We start from the raw sequence: 22,334 nt of genomic DNA, 5'->3' as shown, positions 1-22,334 counted from the left end.
ATTCCGATGCGTTTTTTATTATCACCCAAGCAAGATAAACACCGCTGCACCGGCAATATACCCAAGCAAAGCCAATGGCGTAAATCTCTTGAAATAATATCCGAAACTTATTTTTTCGAGTCCCATCACCGTAACGCCGGTAGCCGAACCAATAATAAAAATACTGCCTCCTGTAACAGCACAATAAGCAAGAAACGTCCAAAATCCGCCATCAGCCACGAAAGCCTGCAGATATGGAGTTATCGAAGCAGAAGCCTCCACAACGGGATACATTCCCATGGTTGCAGCCACAAGTGCCACATTATCAACTACCGAAGAAACTGCTCCTATAAGAAAACTGATGAGATAGGGTTGTTTGAAAGTCGAAGAAAGAACATCGGCAAACATACTCAATTGCCCTCCCGTTTGCAAAGCTGCCACAGACATCAGTATGCCGAGAAAAAAGAAAATGGTAGGAAGATCAACCGTCTGAAAAAGTTTTGAAATCCTCAACTTGTCCGAATCTTCAATGTAATTTATTTCACCATACATCGAATCCGTATAAATCCATAGAAATACCAAACCTAACAACACACACATAAAAGCAGGAAGATGGGTCAACATCTGAAAAACGGGAACCAATGCCAACGACAAAAAACCGATTAGAAAAATAATCACCCTCGACTTCATCGGTATCAATCGCACATATTCGTCTTCTTTTGTCAATGCACTTTCTATCCTCAGTGTTTTACCTTTTTTGAATAACCAAAAATGGGCAATTGTCAAAGGAACAAGCAAATTTACAAAGGCAGGTAAAAATACATGAGTTATCTGATGCCCTGCGCTAATGTTTCCGCCTGTCCACAATAACAGTGTGGTAACATCTCCAATAGGTGACCACGAACCACCGGCATTTGCCGCAATCACAATAATGGAGGCATATTTCATTCGATCGGTGCGATCAGGTACCAGCTTTCGCAACACGGCAATCAATACAATAGCCGCAGCCAAATTATCCAGTAATGCGGAAAAGAAAAAAGAAGACAAACCAATGGACCAAAGCAAACGGCGTTTGTCCGATGTTTTCAGATAAGTAGCAACCGCCGCAAATCCTCCATGTTTATCTACTATGCTGACAATCAACATGGAGCACATGACAAAAAATAACGTCTCTGCCACATCACCCAAATGAGGAACAAAAGCACTCTCCGTTAAATACGTGTTGATCTGATCTCTAAGAGGAAGATTGGATATACCCATTTGCTGAACAAATTGATAAAAAAGCGGATTATGCCTTTCTACCAAAATATTTTGCCCATCAAACATAAGCATCAGCCAAAGGACAACGCACATGAAAAGAGCCGTAGCCGATTTATTTATCTTGATGATGTCTTCTAAAGCAATGGCTACGATGCCCAGCAAAAAAACAACAGGCATGACATAATACATAACTCTTCGAAATTATCAATCAGTGTATGAGTGAATAGAGCAATTGTATTTCTTGAGGCCACAACGTTTCGTCCGGTGTTTCGAGGATGAGCGGCATATTCTCGAAACGCGGATCATTCATGATAAACCGAAAAAGGTCCATACCCATGATTCCTTCCCCGATATTGTCGTGCCGATCGACACGCGAAGCAACCTCCTTTTTGGAATCGTTGATGTGCATTCCACGAAGATAGTGAAAACCGACAATTGCATCGAACTTTTGAAACGTAGCTTCGTAATCTTCTTTGTTGCGAATCTCGTAACCGGCTGCCAACGTATGAGCTGTGTCGATACAAACCCCTACCCGGGTTTTATCCTCCACCTTGTCAATGATATATGCCAAGTGTTCGAACCGATAACCCACATTGGTTCCTTGTCCTGCCGTATTTTCGATGACCGCCGTAACGCCGGAGGTTTTTTCCAGCGCCAGATTGACAGATTCGGCAATTCGGTTCAAACAAGCTTCCTCCGATATCAGATTGAGATGACTGCCGGGATGAAAATTAAAGCGATTCAATCCAAGTTGTTCGCAACGTTTCATTTCATCGAAAAAAGCCGTACGCGATTTGTTTAACCCCTCTTCTTGAGGATGACCCAAGTTTATCAGGTAACTGTCATGCGGAAGAATGCAATCGGGAGAATATCCGAATTCTTCACAACGCGTCTTAAAAAGCTCGATATTTTGTTCGGTATAGGGAGCAGCAAACCATTGTCGCTGATTTTTTGTGAAAAAGGCAAAGGCCTTCGCTCCGATTGCATGAGCATTGAAAGGGACATTTTCTACTCCTCCTGCTGCACTGACATGTGCTCCTACGTATTTCATATTTCTTCTGATCTACTGTTCTTTTGGTTGAAGCGGGGGAAAGTGATGAGAAACATTAAACCTCCTCCCGGACGATTTTTTGCTACAATGCTACCATGATGAAACAACACGGCATTTTTTACAATAGACAAACCTAAACCTGAACCTCCTGTATTACGTGTACGCCCCTCATTAACCCGATAAAATCGTTCAAAAATACGCCTCAGGTGGTGTTCATCTACTCCGACACCGGTGTCATAAAACTCAAAGTACAAGGCATCCTCGGTTATAGCATAACAACGTACACCTATTTCGATATTCTCTCCGCCATGAATTAATGAATTTTCCGCCAAATTGCGAAAAATGGAATAAAGCAAGGTACGGTTTCCGTTTACGGTTACCTCATCACCCACATCGATAACGAAAGGATCGTTTTTCTCTTTAAACCGTTCTTTCAAATCTGAAGCAAGCTCTTCCAGCAGTTGTTTAATGTTCACCGGTTCCCATTCGAAACGATCAGGCGCTTCTTCTATTTTCGTCAATAGGGTAATATCCTGAATCAGTTCCGACAAACGCATGGTTTGTGCATAAGCACGCTCCAAAAAATTTCGTCTTCGCTCCACATCGGTATCGTCTAAGGTAAGCAACGTTTCGATATAGCCTCTGATAGCTGTAACAGGGGTACGCAGTTCATGTGCAATATTATTGGTCATTTCCTGCTTCAACAGACGGGTTTTTTCCTGTTTGGTTACGTCAGCAATATAGATTTCGAAACTTTCGTCATCAAAAACAATTACCCGGACATTAAACTGTTTGCCGCTTTTTTCGATACGTTTGGTATAAATATTTTCTTTTCGCGGTTTGATTTCCAAAAAACGCACAACATCGCTAAAATGAGGATCCGTAAACACTTTTTCAGCATCCAATACTGTTGTATCGGCAATCACGTTGAGGTATTGTAAAAAATGCGGATTAGCATATATTTTTTTACGATCGCTTGAAAAAATTGCAATCCCTTCTTCAGAATATTGAAAATGTTGCAGCAATTTTTCGCGTTCCAAGGCCAATTGCTTCCGATTCTGCTGTAAAAGGTTATAATTTTCGATAATATCGGCACTGATCTCCCCAATTTCATCGTCCATATAATTCATGGGCCGACTTATCGGTTGTCCGCTCTTCAGCTGTAATGAAAATTCCCTCAACTCCTTAATCGATTTTGAAAACCGATTGGCAAAATAGTTCATCATCAACACACACACTATAAAAAAGAGCAAAACATAATACACAAAACTGTCTTTGGCACTGAGAACAGGTTTTACTTTTATATCGTAAGGCAAAGCCACGCGTACGAAATACCCTTCTTCGTATTTTTTGGCATAATACATATATTTCACGTTGTTGGTCGACGAAACACGCACATGCGTACCACTCTGTCGCAGAATTGCCTTTTGAATTTCCGGCCTCTGCAGGTGATTTTCCATCGTGTCGGCAAGCAAGGTGTTATCATACAATACATTTCCCTGCCAATCGATAACGGTTAATCTGACCCCATCATCCGGCAAATAAGAAAGCAACTCACTTAGAGCCGAAAGGCTATCTTTTTCGTACAGGCGATTTTCGGAAATATAGCGATGAACCGTTTCGGCATAAACATCCATAATATTTTCCAGATTTGCCGTTCTCTCGCGTCTAAGTCGGTTTTGCTCAAAAGCGATAATCCCTACCGTAAAAACGGCAATGATGACGGAAAAATAGATAAAAATTTTTTTTCGGTACGAAAGTGTAAATTTCATTTTTCGACTTTTAAATCCGTATTCAAATAATAACCAAATCCCGACCGGTTCTGAATAAGCGAAGCATAATCGCCCAATTTTTTACGCAAACGGGTAATGTGCACATCCACTGTTCTATCCAACACAAATTCGTTATCACTCCAAACCTTATTGAGAATTTCGGCGCGCGTGAGAATATGTGGCGCCGATTGAGCCAATAACACCAAGATCTCAAATTCCTTTTTCGTAAAGGGCACTTCTTCGTCTCTGATAGTTACCCGATTGGAAATCATATCGATAACCAAGTCTCCATATACCCATTTTCGGAATGATGGCTGAATCATTTTCGTTCGCTTTAAGACGGCCCCAACTCTTGCAAGCACCTCTTTCACCGAAAAGGGTTTGGTAATATAATCGTCTCCTCCCAACGAAAACCCTTTAAGCATGTCGTTTTCAGCATTTTTTGCCGTTAAAAAAATGATGGGAACCGGATTACCCTCTTTTCGCACCTTTTCTGCCATTTTAAAACCCGACATACCTTCCATCATCACATCCAATATAACCAGGCTGTGGCTACTGTCGGCTAACTTCTGAAGGGCTTCCTCACCCGAATATGCCACATCGACCTCGAATCCTTCGTTCTCGAGATTAAATTGCAGAATATCGCAAATATCTTTTTCGTCATCAACGACTAAAATTTTTCCTTGCATTGCCTCCATAATCCGTCAAATTGAAGGGTATTCGTTATTTTAAGAATGCATGGGGGGTTTTTTTTCTTCCATTTTTTTATGCCGTATATCCTTACCCTCCACGAGATAGATAGCAGCTTCGGCCATATTAACTGCCATATCGGCTATCCGCTCGATGTTATACGAAATGGCAGTAATACTCATGATATTCATCAGTGCTTGATGGCTGAGCACCCTGTCCTTGAATTCATCAGCAAGACGTTTTTCCATTTTTTTATCCCACTTATCCACTTTGTCGTCCATCTGAATAGTTTCATATGCTAATTCGTGACTTAAGCCGGTAAAAGAAAAAATGGCATTTTTCAACATATTGACTGCATATATCAGCATTTTGTCCAAATGTTCCCGATAATTTTCAAATCCATCAATGGTAAGATCGGTTTTCTTCAAAAATCCCGCAACATTCAGAATCTGGTCGCCCACCCTTTCCATGGAAATGGTGATATCGTGATAAGCCATGATTTTTCTGAGATCAGTGGCACGTGGCGTAAAAAGAATAATGGCATTAATTACTTTTTCCCTGATGGTAAGATCCAGCGAATCGATTAATTTTTCGTTTCTCGATATTTCCACCAATGTCTCCTCGTCGAGATTATTTTCCAGCAATTTTTGCGTTAGCGCAATCTGATTGAGCACAATCTCCGAAAGAATCCGGAAATCGCTTTGCAACTCCTCCAAATATTTTTCTTTAATCGAAGAATTGGATAGGCCAAAGTTATCGTTAAAAGCATCCATTGACATAGTTAGATTTTATCGTATTCAGTCTCAAAACGTAAAATTAATAGAATAATTCAGAAAACAGGTATACTCTCCATATTTTTATCCGAAAATGCCGGTAAGATATTCTTCGGTTTTCTTGTTTTTAGGTTTGGTAAACATCTGCTTTGTAGGAGCGTATTCAACCAAATCGCCAAGATACATAAACATGGAGTTGTCCGATATACGGGCCGCCTGCGACATGTTGTGTGTAACAATAAGAATAGTAAAATTCTTTTTGAGTTCCAACAGCAATTCTTCAATTTTATTGGTAGAAACCGGGTCAAGTGCGGAGGTAGGTTCATCCATAAGCAAGACTTCAGGTTTCAGTGCCAATGCACGAGCAATGCATAGTCGCTGTTGCTGCCCCCCGGAAAGAAACGATCCGCGCCGGTTCATCACATCCTTCACTTCATCCCACAAGGCTACAGCCGTAAGACTTTTACGTACAATTTCATCTTTTTCATTCTTCTTCAGTTTGATGCCGTTAAGTCGATAACCCGCCAACACATTGTCGTAAATACTCATGGTTGGGAAAGGGTTGGGAGTTTGAAAAACCATACCGGCCATTCGACGTACCTCCATCGGGTTCATTTTCATAATATTTTTCCCTTTCAGATAAATATCGCCGCTGGTCACGATATTGGGATAAAGATCATGCATTCGGTTGATAGCCCTCAAGAGAGTACTTTTGCCACAACCCGAAGGTCCCATGATGGCCGTAATGGTATTGGGATAAATATCGGCAGAAACATTATCGACTGCCTTTTTCCCGGGTGCGTACGATACGGATACCTCCTTCAACACCAATATGGGTTCATTACCCGAATTATCTTCTTGATTGTTCAATCGATTTTCCGTTATATTTTCCATTTGCGTGCAACAATTTTAGCGAGCCAGTTTAGCAAAAATATCACGATTAAGAGCAACAACGAAGCAGACCAAATGATATCGACCAAATTGGGATCATTATAAAAATCCCAAATCAACAGAGGAATGGCGGCGGTAGGTTCCAAAATATTCCAGTTGACCACCGAAGCGCCCAGTGCCGTCAGCATAAGAGGCGCCGTTTCGCCCATGACACGCGAAACAGCCAGCAAAATCCCCGTAAAAATTCCCCCGAATCCGGATGGTACCATAACTTTAAAAATCACATCAGTATAAGATGCACCTAATGCCAATCCGGCTTCTTTCAACGAATGAGGAAGCATTTTCAGGGTCTCTTCTGTCGAGCGCACTACCATGGGCAACATCATAATGGTAAGAGCCACACTCCCGGCTAATGCCGAATAACTTCCCAGTGGTTTCACCACCCATATGTATGCAATGATACCGATAACGATGGAGGGCATACCCTGCAGCAAATCGGTGAGGTAACTCACGGTTTGTGCAAACTTGTTGTCGCGATGCTCCGAAAGATAAATGCCGACGAACAATCCCAACGGAACCGTAAATAAAACTGCCAGCCCCACAATAAGAAAAGTTCCGGTGATGCCATTGAGAATACCTCCCGGAATGGGTTCGCCGCTCATTTTCGCAATCAAAGCGTCCATTGAAGAAGGTGCAACCTGTGTAAACAAACGCCAATTGAAATTTTTATATCCTTTCGATACCACTTCCCAAATAATGAGAAACAACGGAATCATAGAAAGGAACGAAAAGAAACAAATGGCTCCAAAAACGATTTTATCTTTGGCTGACCGTTTCTTTATGTTCGACCACATCATCTTATCCCTATCCTTATCTTTCATCCGGCTGCTAATTTTTTCATGATAAATTTGGCTATCAGATTAATTATTGCCGTTATAACAAACAACAACAAGCCAATCCCGATAAGAGCACTCAACTTTAACCCGTCGGCTTCGCCAAACTGATTGGCGATAACGCTTGCCATCGTGTTTCCGGTATCACGCAACGAAGAGGGCACATTAGTGGTGTTACCGATAAGCATGGTCACAGCCATTGTTTCGCCTAAAGCTCTTCCTAAGGCAAGGATATACGCAGCAACAATGCCCGAACTTGCCATTGGCAGGCTTACATGCCAAATCGTTTCTGCCCGCGTGGCCCCTAAACTGTATGCCCCCTCTTTCACCGTATCGGGAATCATCGACAAAAATTCGGCACTCAACGATGAAGCATACGGAATAATCATGATGGCCAATACTACCGAAGCAAGAAAAATTCCGAAACCCGATGCATTGACGCCCAACTGAATAACAACCGGACGTAACGTATAAAATCCCCATAAGCCGTATACAATAGAAGGAATACCGGCAAGCAAGTCGACTACCGAACCTACAACAGACGATATCTTCCGACCTTTGAAGTATTCACCGTTGAACAACGCTACCGGCAAAGAAAAAGGGATACAAAGCAATAGCGCAAAAAAAGCCGTGAAAAGGGTTCCGATTATAAAAGACCACGCACCATATTCTTCTGAATCGGAGCGAGGATCCCATTCTGCATTAAATATAAAGCCAAAAAAACCATACGTTTGAAAAACATCTAACGAATTCTTTATCAAAACATAAATAATCCCTGCCGTCAACATCAAAATGATCAAGGCAGCAGCAAAAAGCAATCCTTTAAAAACCCTATCTTTCATTCGTAATCATTTTTCATAGCGTACCGTTCTTTGATGATCGGTTACGGTATCTGTCGATAAAAATTTAACTACAGCTATTTCCGGATCGGGAACCGTCGATATTCGCTCTCCTGCAAAATGAATATGGTTAATAAGGCGTTGTGTCTTTTGCACGGCCTGAAAAGGCAGAGGCACAAAATTCACCTGTTCCGCCAATTGCTGTCCTTCCGGTCCGATAATATAATTCAGTAAATCGACCAGCACTTCGGCCTCTTGCCTTGAATGCCCGCCATAAGCCTGATCCCGGTAAACCAGCAACCACGTCATCAGGCTGATGGGATATGCATCGGGGTGCGGCATATCGGTAAGCGTAAGTTTCATATCGTCGGGCAAATCGGTTTCTGCTGCAGCCGCAATGGTTTTCAATGAAGCCTTCACGTAATTGCCGGCTTTGTTTTTAATAATGGCCGACGGCATTTGCAGCGTAAAGGCATATTCCGATCCGATATACCCGATGGCTCCTTCCGTCAGTTGCACCACACTTGCCACTCCGGGATTTCCTTTCGCTGCGAGTCCGGCGTTCCACTTCAATGCTTTTCCTTTGCCCATTATCTTATTCCATTTCGGACTTACTTTACTCAGATAATCCGAAAAAACAAATGTGGTTCCACTTCCATCCGAACGGTACACCGGCGTTATCTCTACATCGGGAAGAGAAATGCCCGGATTTTCGGCGGCAATCCGCGGATCACTCCATCGGGTAATTTCTCCCATAAAAATATCGGCAACCAATTCACCTGTGAGTCGCAGGCTATCCACTCCTCTAAGCGTGTAAGACAACGCCACACCACCCATGCAAGTGGGAATATGAACAACTTCGGCACCCATGGAGGCAATTTCTTTTTCGTTTAAAAACGCATCGCTGGCACCAAAATCTACCGATTTATCGCGCAAACTGCGAATTCCTCCTCCGCTGCCAATAGCTCCGTAATTGATTGTTACCCCGGGATGCTTACGCATGTAATCCCTAAAAACTATACTATAAAAAGGATAAGGAAAAGTAGCACCTGCTCCCGAAAGCGTAACCCCTATCGACCTTTTGCTCTTGTCCTTGCTCCCGCTGCAAGAAAATAACGCCAAACAAACCACAGAAAACAACAGCAATTTTTTCTTCATCCACTTAAAAATCCGTTTTATTTCGGTTACAAAAATATAACACTTATGTTACAAAGTTGTTACAAAAATATGACATAATTATTAAGTTTTAAAACATAAAAGTCCTCTTTCGAGAAAAGCATGTTGTTTTACCTGCTCGCCAGATCATCATAAAGAATTTGAAGATAGGCTTCTCCTTTTTTTCGGTTTTCCGATTCATTCCCTTCATTTACCACAACCGATTGTGAAGCACAATCATATACATAATGATTTTCCAAGGTTAAAAACCCAAATCCGTTTGGAAAAGTATAAAAAGCAAAATGAGGGGAATCGGGATTCACGATATTTTTACTGAAAGTAAATTCCGAATGAGGAATTTGAAATTGGTGCAGCAGCGTAGCAGCAATATCGATTTGTGAAGCATAGGCATCAATTTTCCCCGGTGCTTTTACAGCACCTCCCAAGATGAGAAAAGGTATCCGGTAACGTTCGATAGAACGAATATCGATGGACGACGGATAATGCATGGCATGGTCGGGCACCAACACAATGATCGAATTTGCCCAATATTTCGTCTTCTTAAATCCTTCAATAAATTCGCCCAAACAACTATCCGTATATTGTACGGAATTCAAATAAAGATCATTGCTTTTGTGAAAAGGCACATCAAATGGCTCATGACTGCTCAACGTCTGCATAATTTTTATAAAAGGCTCTTGTTGCGGTTTTTGCAGATCCGCCAAAAAACGTTGAAACACAATATGATCATGCACCCCCCATTTGGTGGTTCGGTCTTTGGCAGGAAAATCCTGTTCGGTAACGAGATCACTGATTCCCTGCGAAACCAAATACGAACGCATATTGGTAAAATCAGCATCCCCTCCATAATAATAGGTAGTGGAATAGCCGTTTTGTTTCAATGTTTTGGTGATGGAAGGCAAGGTTTGGCTTTTACGGGGATACTTCATGATGGAAGTAGTGGGTTGCGCAGGATAACCACTAAAAATAGACACTAACCCGCGATCAGTTCTAAAACTGTTTGCATAAAAATTCGTAAACAAAATTCCCTCTTCGCAATACCGATTCAAACGGGTGGCTATTCCCGGGATTCCTCCAAGAGGTTCCACCACCTTCGACCCGAAACTTTCCAAAACAATCATAATGATATTGGGACGCGTTGTATCGAATAAAACAGGAATCGATTTGTCGGAAGGTTGTTCCACCAATTTTTTAAATTCCTCTCTGGCTTCTTCTTCGCTCAGGAAACGATATTGTTTTTCGAAATTCTGTTCCTTAAAAAGAGATTCCATAAAACTGAACATGGGATTGACAGCCGCATGATTCAAATTGATTCGCGAGCTAAAATACACTTTACCTGTGTTCATGGTTGAAACTTCAAATCCTCCACGAATGGGGATAAAAAGTGCTGCGATAAGCAAAAGGAGAGGGAAAACCGTCAAAAAACGATTTTCGATTTGCCTTTCACTGCATTTGTTCCGCAATATTGCGCGGGAAAACACATAATACAGCAGAACCGATATTCCCACAATAACCGCAATTCCAATAATAACGGTAAAAACATTTACGCTAGCCATAGCATCCTTCGGCCATTTCATATAGAAAAGAGCCGTAGCATCCAACCGAAATCCCCAGTAGCCATACAAAGCAATATCCGCAACAAAAATGATAGAGATAAGCAATGCCACAAGAGCAAAGTAACCCTTAAAAATCTTTTCGATGACAGAAGACGGCACCCATTCCGAGGCAATCAGAAAAAATCCCGGCAAAAGGGTTAAATAACCCGCCATAGAAGCATCCAACTTTAATCCGTTGACCAGTACACGAACAAAATCGATAAACGACACATCGTGATACAAATTGTGATAATACAACATAAAAAGCGGCTTCTGCAAAAGAAAAACCAATATAAATAAAAGGTAGATTTTAATTAATCGAATAATTCTATTCATCATTACTATTCTCCTAAAAAATTTTTATGTCGAAAAATGCAGCAAACCCTGCTTCCCTTTTCCTAAAATGTTCACTATTCAAAAAACAGTGCCTTGCTTTCTTCTTTTTGTAAATTATGCAAAGATACGCAGATTCAACTCGTAAATGCAACAAAAAACTTCATTTATCCGAAAAGTTTGCATAACTTTGCAGCCTAAATTCAAAAAATGTCTAACATATTTAATTTAAAAAATTACTAAATGGCAACAAAACTGCGCTTACAAAGACACGGACGCAAACATCACGCGTTCTATCACATTGTCGTTGCAGATAGCAGGGCTCCACGGGATGGAAAGTATATAGAAAGGATAGGTTCATATGATCCGAACACTCATCCTGCTACAATCACTTTGAATTTCGACAGAGCTTTGTATTGGCTGCAAACAGGTGCCCAACCCACAGATACCGTTCGCAATATCTTATCGAAAGAAGGCGTATTGATGAAAAAACACCTTCTGGGTGGTGTAGCGAAAGGTGCTTTTTCGGAGGAAGAGGCAGAAAAAAGATTCCTTGAATGGAAAACGAAAAAAGAAAAAACATTCGAATCCTTAAAAAACAAGGATGAAGAAAAACAACGTGCCGAAGAAAAAGCCCGCTTTGAAGCAGAGAAAAAGATAAACGAAGAAAAAGCCAAGGCTTTAGCCAAGAAAAAAGCCGAAATGGAAGCAGCTAATGCTCCTGAACCCGCTCCTGTTGCTGAAGAATCGGCTACAATAGAGCCTGCTTCCGAAAAACCGGCAGCTGAAGAAAAAAAAGAGGAACCGGCAGCCGAATAATTTTCTCACTTTTTTCAATATCCAAAAAAAGTATCCGCAAATACGGATACTTTTTTTATTTCATATCATACGTGGCAACCGGCAACGCGATTCCATCCTACTTGGCTTTCGAAAGTAAATAGTAATCCATGATAGTAATAGCCGCCATGGCCTCCACAATAGGAACGGCACGTGGCACAACACACGGATCATGCCTTCCACGAGCTTTTATGATGGTTTCGTTGCCTTCGATATCCACCGTTTGCTGTTCCATAAGAATGGTAGCCACAGGTTTGAAAGCCACACGAAAATAAATATCCTGTCCGTTGGATATTCCTCCCTGAATGCCGCCCGAATGATTGGTCCGCGTCGTGATACGACCGTTATCGTTAAAAAAGACATCGTTCACCTCAGAACCTCTATGATTCACATCGAAACCATCGCCATACTCAAAACCCTTCACGGCATTGATACTCAGCATGGCAGCACCTAACGCCGCATGCAATTTTCCGTACACAGGCTCGCCTAAACCAACGGGAACACCTTTGATTACACAGCTCACCACACCTCCAATCGTATCGCCTTTAGCACGGACCTCCTGGATAAGATCGATCATCTGCCACGCTTTTTCGGGATCAGGACACCTCACCGGCGTAGATTCTATCAGAGAGAAATCGTATTCCGTATAATCTTTATCCAGCATAATTCCCCCTACTTGAGAAGTATAAGCCGTAAAAACGATATTCAATTTTTTCAGATACAATTTGGCAATGGCGCCGGCCACAACACGCGTAATGGTTTCACGCGCGGAGGAACGGCCTCCTCCGCGGTAATCGCGAATACCATATTTTTGTTGATAGGTGAAATCGGCATGAGAAGGACGAAACACATCTTTCAGATTTTCGTAGTCCGATGAATGCGGATTTTCGTTTCTTACAATAAATCCGATGGGCGTCCCGGTAGTTTTTCCTTCAAATATGCCGGAAAGAAAATTCACCGTATCCGACTCTTTCCTGGATGTGGTGATACGGGATTGGCCCGGACGACGTCTGTCGAGCTCACTCTGAATGAACTTCATATCCATCTCGATACCCGGCGGACAACCATCGATCACTCCGCCTACGGCTTCACCGTGTGATTCGCCGAACGATGTCAGCCTGAATATATTTCCAAATGTGTTCATCTTTTACTTTTCAACGAAAACAAAAGATAATTTTTTCCCCGGAGACACAAAGGCATTCACCCCTTGCTCAACAATTGCATCCCGATCCACAACCCTCAGAACCACAGCCACACTCGTCCGATCCGCAGTTGCAATTTGTAGAAAAAGCGGCAATTTCCTCAGGTGTAGCATCACGTACTCCTACTACCTCACCTTCAAAAAACATGGTTTCACCTGCCAACGGATGATTAAAATCCATGGTCACCACATCATTCTCAATGGATATCACGGAACCCATCAGTCGGTTTCCGTCGGCATCCATCATTGGAATCATGTTTCCTTCGAACAACACCTCTTCGTCAATTTTTCCGTCAATTGCAAAGATGGTTTTGGGTAAATCGATAATTTTATCTTCGTCATATTCGCCATAAGCTTCTTCGGGAGTGAGTGAAAAATTAAAACGATCGCCTTCTTCCAATCCATCAAGATAATTTTCGAATGTTTCAAGCATCGCATGGGTGCCAAAAACAAATTCCAGCGGTTTTTTTATGGTTGCTTGCTCCACTAATTCGCGTTCTTCGCCTTCGCCTACATGTAAATCGTAGGTCAATGTAACATACTTGTTTGTTGAAATTTTCATTGAAACGGTTATTTAATTATTTATAATTGGGAGTTTATTTCTTCTGTTTCTATTTTAATTAGAACAATAATAAACCCCACAGGTTTATTCATTAACGGCATTTTTTAAATTGATCAGTGCTTTTTCGATTATCGCACGTGGAGAACCTACATTCATGCGCATGAATCCTTCACCTTCCTTCCCAAACATCGTACCATCGTTCAACACCAAATGAGCTTTATCCCTAAAAAGACTCACCAACTCTTTTTGCGATAATTCCAATCCCCGACAATCGAGCCATACCAGAAACGATGCTTCAGGAACCATCGGTTTAATTTGCGGAATATGCGTTGCCAGAAAATCCGATACAAAATCGATATTCCCCTTAATATACTTCAGGAGCTCATCCAGCCATTCTTCCCCACCTTCATAGGCAGCTTGCGCCGCCGTATAAGCAAAAAGATCGCCCTGATTCAGTTCACGTTTTTCGAGATACCCAACGTAACGTTTGCGAATGTCGATATTCGGAATTACCGCAAACGAACTCACGATGCCGGCAATGTTAAACGTCTTGCTCGGGGCCATAAACGTGATGCTGTTTTGAGCAGCCTTTTCCGATACGGAAACAAACGGAGTATGGTGGTATCCCGGTAAAGCCAAATCGGCATGGATTTCATCTGAAATAACCAAAATGTCCTTATCATAACATATTTCGGCTATTATGGCAAGCTCCTCCGACGACCATATTCTCCCTCCCGGATTATGGGGATTGCATAAGATCAACACCTTACAATCATTTTCCGCAACCGCCTTTTTCAGTCCGTCTATATCCATTCTGTAACGTCCGTTTTCAAGAGCGAGCGGATTATTGACCACTTGTCGTTCCAGTCCTTCCGTTACAATCCGAAAAGGGTGGTAAACAGGAGGTTGAATAATCACCTTGTCTCCTTTTTCGGTGAATTCGTCGATGGCAAAAGCAATCCCTTTCACTATGCCGGGCACAAAGGTAAGATATTCTTTCTTTACTGTCAAATGATGCCTTTTCTTCAACCAATCGATAATCGAACGATAATACTCCGGCGACGGAAAAGTATAACCGAAAATACCATGTTCGACCCGTTTTTTCAATGCTTCGATAACGCAAGGAGGAGAAAGAAAATCCATATCGGCAACCCATAGCGGGATGAAATCGTTTCTTCCCAAACGTTCCGAAACCGCATCAAATTTCACACAAGAGGTATTCCTCCTGTCGATCACTTCATCAAAATTGTATTTCATTCTTTTCTTTTCTAATAAAATTTCCAATTTGTAAATTTCCTCTTTTACTGTTCACAATCTTAGAATAATCCTTTACAATGGAAATGTTCGCTCCAAAGTAAATTTTTTGTTTCAAAGATAGCGATTATATTTTGTTCACGGTACACGAAAAAATTGAAGTGAGATGGAAACCCTTTATGTTTTAAAGTCAAACGGAGTCAATTCTAATTCTTGCAATTTATAAATCAAGAAGTCTATTAAAGATTTAAAATCAGGATTATTCCCATCAGTTGGCACTATTGAAACAATGTTCCTATTGAAATTAATTGTTCCTATATCATACGTATTACAATTCATTTGATCATAATTCAATTTTGAGCTCTCATTGACTAGACTATCCGGATAATTATAATATGATTTTATTGTGAAATGCAGTTGTTTTCGTTTTTTAACAATCACTTCATATGGATAAATATCAATCCGATATCCTTTATAATTTCCTCTAAATACTAAATCGTCACACAACTGAATTCCACATTGTTCAAGTATTTTGAAGTTCTCTTTCTGTAGCTTTTTTATTTGATTTCCTCGTACAAATATTTCCATAATAATAAAACCCAACAGTTGAAGACCAAAAACTATGACTATCCCCAAAGAAAAACCCTTAATCGCAGAAATTTGCATAGTATTATCCACACGCATCACAAGGAAAATTATCAATCCTAATATTGGTCCATAAAAAATAACCGGTAAAAAATAACTCCTAAATTCTTCTTTTCTAATCAATCGAACTTTCATATTTTTATCTGTTGTATTTGCCGTTCTTAGGTTTTCCCTTTAATGGTCGATGGTCCGAAATCTCGGGGATTGCATGAAGCTATATTATGTCGTGATTACAAGGTAGGTATTCTTCAAATGATAATTTTTTTGTGTTATATATTCTTTTCTTGATTTCGTTATTCTCCGTTGCAAATTCAATACTAATCCTTTCATTGTCAATAAATCGAGCATTCTTTCTCCAGTATATAGATGAAATTGACAAAGAATAGTCATTCAGAGGAAAAGGACTTATTTCTTCAAGTTTATATGTCCTTTTCGCCTCTCCTTCCGCATTATATATCACAAATACATTGACACCATATCCGGTTGAATACCAATTATCAAATGTTGCAACCGAAGAGCCATTATTTGATACTATCGCATAGACAGGACAAATATCATTCAGCAATTTATTTTTCCACAACAAAATACTATCAGTTCCTTTTATTTGATACAATTCCGCCATGCAAGGAATTAAAATCGTGTCTTTAGGTGAAATACTCTGCATAAATTTCAGCTTTTTTCGTAAAATTGTTTTTGTCTGAGGATGTTTATTATTCTTATAGTTTTTCCATTGATAATATTTGTCGGGAATTTTTTTTGGAGTGATGATTAATTTGAATTCCTTATTCTCTGAATAATAGATCTGAACTCTCGGATTATCCCAAATATCAGCCTTTGCAATCATTGAACCCGAAAGCCCGAAAAGAATCAATACATAATGCAGATGTATTAAAAGCCGTTTCATTTTTTGTGTTATTATTTATCTAATTGTCAAATTTCACAAAGTTGTTTATGAAAACTTGGATTTTCAATGCGCCTCAAATATAGGGTTTATTTTTAATAGCTCCATTCATTCCTTCATTATTAGCGTAATCCATTTTGAGAATGGTTCCATTTTTAATTATTTCTGCGGCTGGGAACCACTCATTTGCCTTTCAAAATTCAATTGATGCAAAGCGTAAAAACGATGGCCAACAAAAAGCTGAACAAGGAGGTTTGCTTTAAATAGGGATCCAAATCCTTCCCACTTTTTTGATAAATTTCTGCCAATATCTTCAGGGGAAACACAAACACAAGCACATATAAATACCTATACCACGGCGTTGAGGCATACAAAAGACTGTATGTGAAAAAACACGCACACATCAGACACGTGAGCAACGTATGGTAAATTTTGGCATTTTGCAGTCCCAACTTGGCCGCAAGAGTTACTTTGCCCGCTGCACGATCATTGTCAATATCGCGCATATTGTTTATATTCAAAATCATCGCACTGATCAATCCTGAACCGATCGACGGAAGCACAGGCTCAAAATCGAATGAATGTACGTGTAAAAAATAAGTACCAATAACAGGAACGGGACCAAAAAACAAAAAAGCGAAAAAATCGCCCCACCCTCTGTATCCGTAAGCATGTTTTCCCAACGTGTAACCCACAGCCGCCAAAATGCACGACAGTCCCACCACAAGCATAATTGCCACAGATTTCCAACCGATCATTGTGGCGGTACTTAAAACAAGGACCAACCCGACAACAGCAACCCACACTGCCACGATCGCTACGCCCCGCTTCATCTGTTCTGCGGTAATACGTCCACTTTGTACGGCACGAACGGGACCTTTACGATTTCCCGTTATATCCGTTCCCTTTTGGTAGTCCCCGAGGTCGTTTGCAAGATTGGACAATATCTGAGCCGAAAGGGCTAAAACCAGTGCAAGAGCAAAGGTTGCTAGGGAAAACATTCCCTCGTGCAGGGCTAAACCGCTTCCCAATATCACCGTTGATGCTGCCAAAAAAAGCGTACGCAACCTAAAAGCCAATATCCAATCCTTTACAGAAGCCATTGTCGAAAAAACATTAGGGTTCGTTGTAATAGACACTATGCAGCCAACGGTTTTGCTTTAGGCGTTTTCCTCCGACATTCAGCGATTCAACGGCAAACCCGATCATAAACTGATGCGATAAGATTTTGGTAACGATATGGTTTACATCGGTATAGTAATAATTTCCAAGGTAACCGGTACGAATAGTTACATTTCCAACAGGAAAATCCACCGTAAAATAGTTGCGAATGGCCCGTTGATTATGTAACGAACCGAAAATTGCAGTACCGTCGTCGTTTCCCAACGTAAACATTTCGTAATACGATTGTCCGTATTCGGGAGAAAAAAACAGTCCCGCAATAGGAGTACTCAACTGCCAACGGAAAGTAAACATACGCCAGTCGAACAGTGCCATTGTGGCGAGATTGAGGTTGGTGGATACTTTCAATGATCCGGGATTGTTGGAATTGCGTTCGTTGTAAATACCACCCAACTCGGCATTCCAACCGGCACCACCATACCACCTAAAACGGTTGGTTTCCACCAACGGATAAAAACCGTTTAGTTCGTAATAAAGATTTCCGTAATACGACGATCCCGTTTTGGTTGGATTATCGGTGCTCGCAATCTGAATCTGGAACTGATGCTGCAGCAGCAATTTCTCGTTAAAAAAAGAAGTCCCTTTCAGTCGTTCATGCAGGAGAGAAAAAGTCAATCCGTCATATTCCAAGGGAGAAAGATACGTATCGGTGAGGAACCCTTTTCCGACGCCTAATAATGTTGCTCGATTCACGGGTTTCAATTCTGACAATACCGAACAGGGCTTTTTCTGTGAAACCGAATCCGTCATTTCCTGCAACATCGGTATTTCCTGCGAAAAACCGCCGGCGGAAATCACCGTCAGCAGAAAAAGAGTAAGAGATAATTTCTTTATCATACGCCTTTTTTTGATATGGGGTAAACAAAATCGTTCCTTTTCTCCCTATTTGTCAAACAATCGCATCTGTCCGGTAATTTCGTCCAACACATCCTCTTCATCGATCTCTACATTTGTAGAATGCTGTTCCTCGTTAACGGGTTCCGGAAAGCGTTTGGGTTCTAACTCATTCACTGTTTCCACTTCGTAGTTCGACAAGCGTTTCCCTTTGGCTTTATAACTTTTCACGGCAATAAACTCATCGGCATCTATCTCCATCGGATCGCGAAACGCATCGTTTCCGCCAAAAACAACCTGCAGATACGGATAAACCGTGTCGGTGAGCAAGTATAATTTCGATTGCGGATTATCGCCAATGAAATTCAACGGTTTCTCCGAAGGTTCAAAGGTAAACCTTTTCAGATAGGCATACCCTTGATCGGCATTAAAGAGAGCCGCTGTCCAAACTTTATTTTTGTCGTATTTCTCTATTTTCAGATAATCGGTCGGAAAATGGTTGCTCAAATCGAAATTGCAGGTATAGTACTCGCCGTTTCGGGTTACAACCAATATTTCGTCTTCGCCCTGAAACTCGCCCAGATAAGTACCTTCACCATCGTAGTTGAGGCGCAACACATCGGGATCGAACCACACTTTACGTCCGCCCAACGTCGACACCCCTTTTTGCTTGAGCAAAATGCGATGCACTTCAGCCTTTGTAAGCATATTCCCCATTGCCTGTCGGCCTTTAATGGCAATATCGCCAAAGTCTTTCTCGAACTGCAGAATACGCATCCGGGGTTTAGGCTTCAGGATCACTTTGATGGTTTCGGCTTCTCCATTGGGATTAGCACTGAAATACACGATACGCGATCCCGGTTTTCCGCGCGTCAAGTCGTACTCCTTATCGCGTGTAACGCCTGTTACCGAAAATCGCTTGATATAATAAGGCGACGTTTTTCCGTCACGATATACCACATTATAGATGGTTCGTTTATCGTTTCTCTTAAACACATTGGCGTAAAGAATTCCTTTCCCTACGAACATTTTTTCACTCACTTTCACCACCTTGTATTTCCCGTCCTTGAAGAAAACGATCACGTCGTCGATATCGGAACAGTTGCAAACAAACTCATCCTTCTTCAGACCTGTTCCGATGAACCCTTCTTCGCGGTTGATATACAGTTTTTCGTTAGCTTCGGCCACTTTCACCGCCTCAATGTTCTCAAAACTGCGAATGGTGGTTTTGCGCGGAAAACTTTTGCCGTATTTCTCTTTGAGCATTCGATACCAGGCAATGGTATAATCGACCAGGTGATTGAGGTGATCGTCAATTTCGGCAATTTCTTCATTCAGCTTGGCAATCACTTCGTCGGCCTTGTCGGAGTTGAAGCGAAGGATGCGCGCCATTTTTATTTCCATCAGGCGGAGGATATCTTCGCGAGTGATTTTGCGAAGAAACTGCGATTTGAAAGGTTCGAGTCGTTTATCAACGTGAAGCACAGCCGCATCCATGTCCTCAGCATTCTCGAATTCCTTATCCTTATAAATTCGCTCTTGAATGAAAATCTTTTCGAGCGAAGCAAAAAGCAATTCCTCCTGTTTTTCTTCTTTTGCGATTTCCAACTCTTGACGAAGAAGATCTTTGGTACGATCGACAGAATCGCGCAGCAAATCGCTAACCGTGAGAAACTGCGGCTTATCATCCTTGATAACACAGCAATTGGGAGAAATGGTAACTTCGCAATCGGTGAACGCATAAAGCGCATCGATGGTTTTATCTGACGACACTCCCGGAGCAAGCTGCACCTGAATCTCCACGTTTTCGGCCGTAATATCGTCCACTTTCTTTATTTTGATTTTACCCTTGTCGTTGGCCTTAAGAATAGAATCTACCACCGTAGATGTGGTTTTTCCGTAAGGAATATCTTTAATGACGAGCGTTTTGTTGTCGAGCTTCGAAATAGCAGCTCTCACTTTCACCGATCCGCCGCGCTCGCCATCGTTATAATGCTCCACATCGATGCTGCCCCCGGTTTGAAAATCGGGGTACAACTTAAACTCTCTACCTTCGAGATACGCCACTGCCGCATCGCAGATTTCGTTGAAATTGTGTGGTAGAATTTTTGACGAAAGGCCCACCGCAATCCCTTCAACGCCCTGCGCCAGCAACAACGGAAACTTCACCGGCAACGTAACCGGTTCCTTGTTGCGCCCGTCGTACGACGGTTTCCATTCGGTAGTTTTAGGATTGAAAAGCACTTCGAGGGCAAATTTCGAAAGACGCGCCTCGATATATCGTGGCGCAGCAGCACCGTCGCCCGTCAAAATATTTCCCCAATTGCCCTGACAATCGATGAGCAACCCTTTCTGCCCCAATTGCACAAGAGCATCGCCAATGGAAGCATCGCCGTGGGGATGATATTGCATTGTGGCACCAATGATATTGGCCACCTTGTTGTATCGGCCGTCGTCCATGCGTTTCATGGCATGCAGGATGCGTCGCTGAACCGGCTTCAGTCCATCTACGATATGCGGTACGGCACGTTCCAGGATTACATACGAAGCGTAATCCAGAAACCACGTCTGGTACATTTTCGAAAGATTCATGGGTGCATCGTCGCCCAATCGCGTCGGTATTTTAGCAGCTTTATCTAAATTGTCATCAAAAATTTCGTCAGAAGACATACTCATTTATATTCCTCTCTAAGCTTTTCTACGTAATATTTTACCCGCTTAAAAACGCTCAAAGGTAGTGATTTTCGGATGTATTTCCAAAATATTCAAAATTCCCCCATTCAATTTTTCTTTGTCCTTTTCACTTGACTGTTTTCAATCTTCTTTCTATCTTCTTCTTTTTCCCTCTTTCCGTATTTTTTTATTTCCTGATTTTCCCGACGAAAAAAATTCAATTTTATAAATTCAACAAAACACAGTCTAACCTTACTTTTTCATGCGGTTACTTTAAAAGTCTCTTCTCGAAATATATCGTTGTTCTACAGAAAGAAAAAACTCATCCCTTCTTCTCTCCGATCACCTATCTTTACACTTCTTTCCAACCAATTAATCAAACCGTTTTCTTTCGATCCAACAGGTATACTTTTTGCTTGCATTGCAGTGACATTTACACTTTTCGGTAGTTCTGGTATTGCTTGGATACTGGATCAATTTATGTTAGAAGCGAAAACATCTGAATGTGAAATTTACGCTGAAAGGGAAGTAGTTAACGCTATCGTCATAATATTTTATTTCATTTTTAGCCGACAAAAAATTATCCGGTCTTAATTTTAAAAATGACTAAAAAATGAGCTGCATATTTTAAGAACTCAATGCCTCTTTTTTAGATTTTCCCCGGAGCTTTGAAACCGGCCGCCGAATCGTCGAGTACCAGTATCCAGTCTGAATTTTCACCCAAATGTGGCGGAACAAATGTACGGGTTCCCTCATTCGAAAAATTCCCGATTTTATGAGCCTTACCATTCCGTGGATTATACCACCATGCGGTTACTTTTTTACCCGAAACAACATCCATCCTTACCGTAAACCGCCTGCCGACCGGAACATAAACCATGGCATAACGGCCGTTTTCATCTCGGGTGGCTACAAAACGATACCGTCCGGAACCGGGTACCGAGGTTTTTACCTCATCGGGTACAATTACCGAATCATCGGGAATACGCGTGA

20 protein-coding genes are annotated in these 22,334 nt (G+C 41.5%); 1 reads left to right on the top strand and 19 read right to left on the bottom strand.

Annotated features, from left to right (window positions below; genetic code table 11):
* Nucleotides 1-21: 21 nt before the first annotated feature.
* From nhaD to OLM34_RS05765, 10 genes are all read right to left on the bottom strand, one after another.
* On the bottom strand, nucleotides 22-1,428 hold the full coding sequence (nhaD, locus tag OLM34_RS05810; protein ID WP_264405840.1) for a sodium:proton antiporter NhaD: 1,407 nt from the start codon (nucleotides 1,426-1,428) through the stop codon (nucleotides 22-24).
* Between the two features lie 19 nt (nucleotides 1,429-1,447).
* Entirely contained in the window at nucleotides 1,448-2,290 is an 843-nt protein-coding gene (nfo, locus tag OLM34_RS05805; RefSeq protein ID WP_264405839.1) for a deoxyribonuclease IV, read from the bottom strand.
* A complete protein-coding gene (locus OLM34_RS05800) occupies nucleotides 2,287-4,062 on the bottom strand; it encodes an ATP-binding protein (protein WP_264405838.1) in 1,776 nt (591 codons plus the stop codon). The genes nfo and OLM34_RS05800 overlap by 4 nt, the downstream gene beginning before the upstream one ends.
* Nucleotides 4,059-4,751 carry a response regulator transcription factor gene (locus tag OLM34_RS05795; protein WP_264406017.1) on the bottom strand — a complete coding sequence of 231 codons (693 nt, stop codon included), beginning with the start codon at nucleotides 4,749-4,751 and terminating at the stop codon, nucleotides 4,059-4,061. Before OLM34_RS05795 ends, OLM34_RS05800 begins: the two co-directional genes overlap by 4 nt.
* A 39-nt stretch (nucleotides 4,752-4,790) precedes the next feature.
* Entirely contained in the window at nucleotides 4,791-5,525 is a 735-nt protein-coding gene (locus OLM34_RS05790; RefSeq protein WP_264405837.1) for a phosphate signaling complex PhoU family protein, read from the bottom strand.
* Between the two features lie 84 nt (nucleotides 5,526-5,609).
* Nucleotides 5,610-6,419 (bottom strand): phosphate ABC transporter ATP-binding protein PstB, encoded by an 810-nt coding sequence (gene pstB, locus OLM34_RS05785; protein WP_264405836.1) that lies wholly within the window; start codon nucleotides 6,417-6,419, stop codon nucleotides 5,610-5,612.
* Entirely contained in the window at nucleotides 6,407-7,297 is an 891-nt protein-coding gene (gene pstA, locus OLM34_RS05780; RefSeq protein WP_264405835.1) for a phosphate ABC transporter permease PstA, read from the bottom strand. Before pstA ends, pstB begins: the two co-directional genes overlap by 13 nt.
* Entirely contained in the window at nucleotides 7,294-8,151 is an 858-nt protein-coding gene (gene pstC, locus OLM34_RS05775; protein ID WP_264405834.1) for a phosphate ABC transporter permease subunit PstC, read from the bottom strand. Before pstC ends, pstA begins: the two co-directional genes overlap by 4 nt.
* 6 nt (nucleotides 8,152-8,157) lie before the next feature.
* Nucleotides 8,158-9,306 (bottom strand): phosphate ABC transporter substrate-binding protein PstS, encoded by a 1,149-nt coding sequence (gene pstS, locus OLM34_RS05770; RefSeq protein ID WP_264405832.1) that lies wholly within the window; start codon nucleotides 9,304-9,306, stop codon nucleotides 8,158-8,160.
* A 128-nt stretch (nucleotides 9,307-9,434) separates the two neighbouring features.
* The gene (locus tag OLM34_RS05765; protein ID WP_264405830.1) at nucleotides 9,435-11,258 is read right to left on the bottom strand and encodes an LTA synthase family protein; all 1,824 of its coding nucleotides are present in this window, start codon (nucleotides 11,256-11,258) and stop codon (nucleotides 9,435-9,437) included.
* Nucleotides 11,259-11,495: 237 nt separating this feature from the next.
* Here OLM34_RS05765 and OLM34_RS05760 point away from each other — a divergent pair, with 237 nt between their 5' ends.
* A complete protein-coding gene (locus OLM34_RS05760; RefSeq protein WP_264405829.1) occupies nucleotides 11,496-12,071 on the top strand; it encodes a 30S ribosomal protein S16 in 576 nt (191 codons plus the stop codon).
* Nucleotides 12,072-12,168: 97 nt separating this feature from the next.
* On the opposite strand, the gene aroC is transcribed toward OLM34_RS05760, so the two are convergent.
* The 9 genes from aroC to OLM34_RS05715 form a co-directional block, all read right to left on the bottom strand.
* Nucleotides 12,169-13,233 (bottom strand): chorismate synthase, encoded by a 1,065-nt coding sequence (aroC, locus tag OLM34_RS05755; RefSeq protein WP_264405827.1) that lies wholly within the window; start codon nucleotides 13,231-13,233, stop codon nucleotides 12,169-12,171.
* Nucleotides 13,234-13,300: 67 nt separating this feature from the next.
* Entirely contained in the window at nucleotides 13,301-13,852 is a 552-nt protein-coding gene (locus OLM34_RS05750) for an FKBP-type peptidyl-prolyl cis-trans isomerase (RefSeq protein ID WP_264405825.1), read from the bottom strand.
* 84 nt (nucleotides 13,853-13,936) lie between these two features.
* A complete protein-coding gene (locus tag OLM34_RS05745) occupies nucleotides 13,937-15,109 on the bottom strand; it encodes a MalY/PatB family protein (RefSeq protein ID WP_264405823.1) in 1,173 nt (390 codons plus the stop codon).
* A gap of 174 nt (nucleotides 15,110-15,283) precedes the next feature.
* Complete coding sequence (locus OLM34_RS05740) at nucleotides 15,284-15,886, bottom strand: hypothetical protein (protein ID WP_264405822.1); 603 nt, start codon at nucleotides 15,884-15,886, stop codon at nucleotides 15,284-15,286.
* Nucleotides 15,887-15,965: 79 nt separating this feature from the next.
* Entirely contained in the window at nucleotides 15,966-16,655 is a 690-nt protein-coding gene (locus OLM34_RS05735) for a hypothetical protein (RefSeq protein ID WP_264405820.1), read from the bottom strand.
* A 197-nt stretch (nucleotides 16,656-16,852) separates the two neighbouring features.
* Entirely contained in the window at nucleotides 16,853-17,755 is a 903-nt protein-coding gene (gene menA / locus OLM34_RS05730) for a 1,4-dihydroxy-2-naphthoate octaprenyltransferase (protein WP_264405819.1), read from the bottom strand.
* A 13-nt stretch (nucleotides 17,756-17,768) separates the two neighbouring features.
* Entirely contained in the window at nucleotides 17,769-18,671 is a 903-nt protein-coding gene (locus OLM34_RS05725; protein WP_264405817.1) for a DUF3316 domain-containing protein, read from the bottom strand.
* A 45-nt stretch (nucleotides 18,672-18,716) separates the two neighbouring features.
* Entirely contained in the window at nucleotides 18,717-21,344 is a 2,628-nt protein-coding gene (locus OLM34_RS05720) for a DNA gyrase/topoisomerase IV subunit A (RefSeq protein ID WP_264405816.1), read from the bottom strand.
* A 646-nt stretch (nucleotides 21,345-21,990) separates the two neighbouring features.
* A partial coding sequence (locus OLM34_RS05715; RefSeq protein WP_320051505.1) for a putative collagen-binding domain-containing protein occupies nucleotides 21,991-22,334 on the bottom strand: 344 nt, incomplete at its 5' end.

Source organism: Anaerorudis cellulosivorans (genome assembly GCF_025943985.1).
Taxonomy (GTDB): domain Bacteria; phylum Bacteroidota; class Bacteroidia; order Bacteroidales; family Dysgonomonadaceae; genus Anaerorudis; species Anaerorudis cellulosivorans.
This window is presented reverse-complemented; position numbering and strand designations above follow the sequence as displayed.

Coding starts and splice junctions, on each gene's coding strand:
- nhaD (WP_264405840.1), bottom strand. CDS start 1,428: ATGTATTATGTCATGCCTGTTGTTTTTTTGCTGGGCATCGTAGCCATT.
- nfo (WP_264405839.1), bottom strand. CDS start 2,290: ATGAAATACGTAGGAGCACATGTCAGTGCAGCAGGAGGAGTAGAAAAT.
- OLM34_RS05800 (WP_264405838.1), bottom strand. CDS start 4,062: ATGAAATTTACACTTTCGTACCGAAAAAAAATTTTTATCTATTTTTCC.
- OLM34_RS05795 (WP_264406017.1), bottom strand. CDS start 4,751: ATGCAAGGAAAAATTTTAGTCGTTGATGACGAAAAAGATATTTGCGAT.
- OLM34_RS05790 (WP_264405837.1), bottom strand. CDS start 5,525: ATGGATGCTTTTAACGATAACTTTGGCCTATCCAATTCTTCGATTAAA.
- pstB (WP_264405836.1), bottom strand. CDS start 6,419: ATGGAAAATATAACGGAAAATCGATTGAACAATCAAGAAGATAATTCG.
- pstA (WP_264405835.1), bottom strand. CDS start 7,297: ATGAAAGATAAGGATAGGGATAAGATGATGTGGTCGAACATAAAGAAA.
- pstC (WP_264405834.1), bottom strand. CDS start 8,151: ATGAAAGATAGGGTTTTTAAAGGATTGCTTTTTGCTGCTGCCTTGATC.
- pstS (WP_264405832.1), bottom strand. CDS start 9,306: ATGAAGAAAAAATTGCTGTTGTTTTCTGTGGTTTGTTTGGCGTTATTT.
- OLM34_RS05765 (WP_264405830.1), bottom strand. CDS start 11,258: ATGATGAATAGAATTATTCGATTAATTAAAATCTACCTTTTATTTATA.
- OLM34_RS05760 (WP_264405829.1), top strand. CDS start 11,496: ATGGCAACAAAACTGCGCTTACAAAGACACGGACGCAAACATCACGCG.
- aroC (WP_264405827.1), bottom strand. CDS start 13,233: ATGAACACATTTGGAAATATATTCAGGCTGACATCGTTCGGCGAATCA.
- OLM34_RS05750 (WP_264405825.1), bottom strand. CDS start 13,852: ATGAAAATTTCAACAAACAAGTATGTTACATTGACCTACGATTTACAT.
- OLM34_RS05745 (WP_264405823.1), bottom strand. CDS start 15,109: ATGAAATACAATTTTGATGAAGTGATCGACAGGAGGAATACCTCTTGT.
- OLM34_RS05740 (WP_264405822.1), bottom strand. CDS start 15,886: ATGAAAGTTCGATTGATTAGAAAAGAAGAATTTAGGAGTTATTTTTTA.
- OLM34_RS05735 (WP_264405820.1), bottom strand. CDS start 16,655: ATGAAACGGCTTTTAATACATCTGCATTATGTATTGATTCTTTTCGGG.
- menA (WP_264405819.1), bottom strand. CDS start 17,755: ATGGCTTCTGTAAAGGATTGGATATTGGCTTTTAGGTTGCGTACGCTT.
- OLM34_RS05725 (WP_264405817.1), bottom strand. CDS start 18,671: ATGATAAAGAAATTATCTCTTACTCTTTTTCTGCTGACGGTGATTTCC.
- OLM34_RS05720 (WP_264405816.1), bottom strand. CDS start 21,344: ATGAGTATGTCTTCTGACGAAATTTTTGATGACAATTTAGATAAAGCT.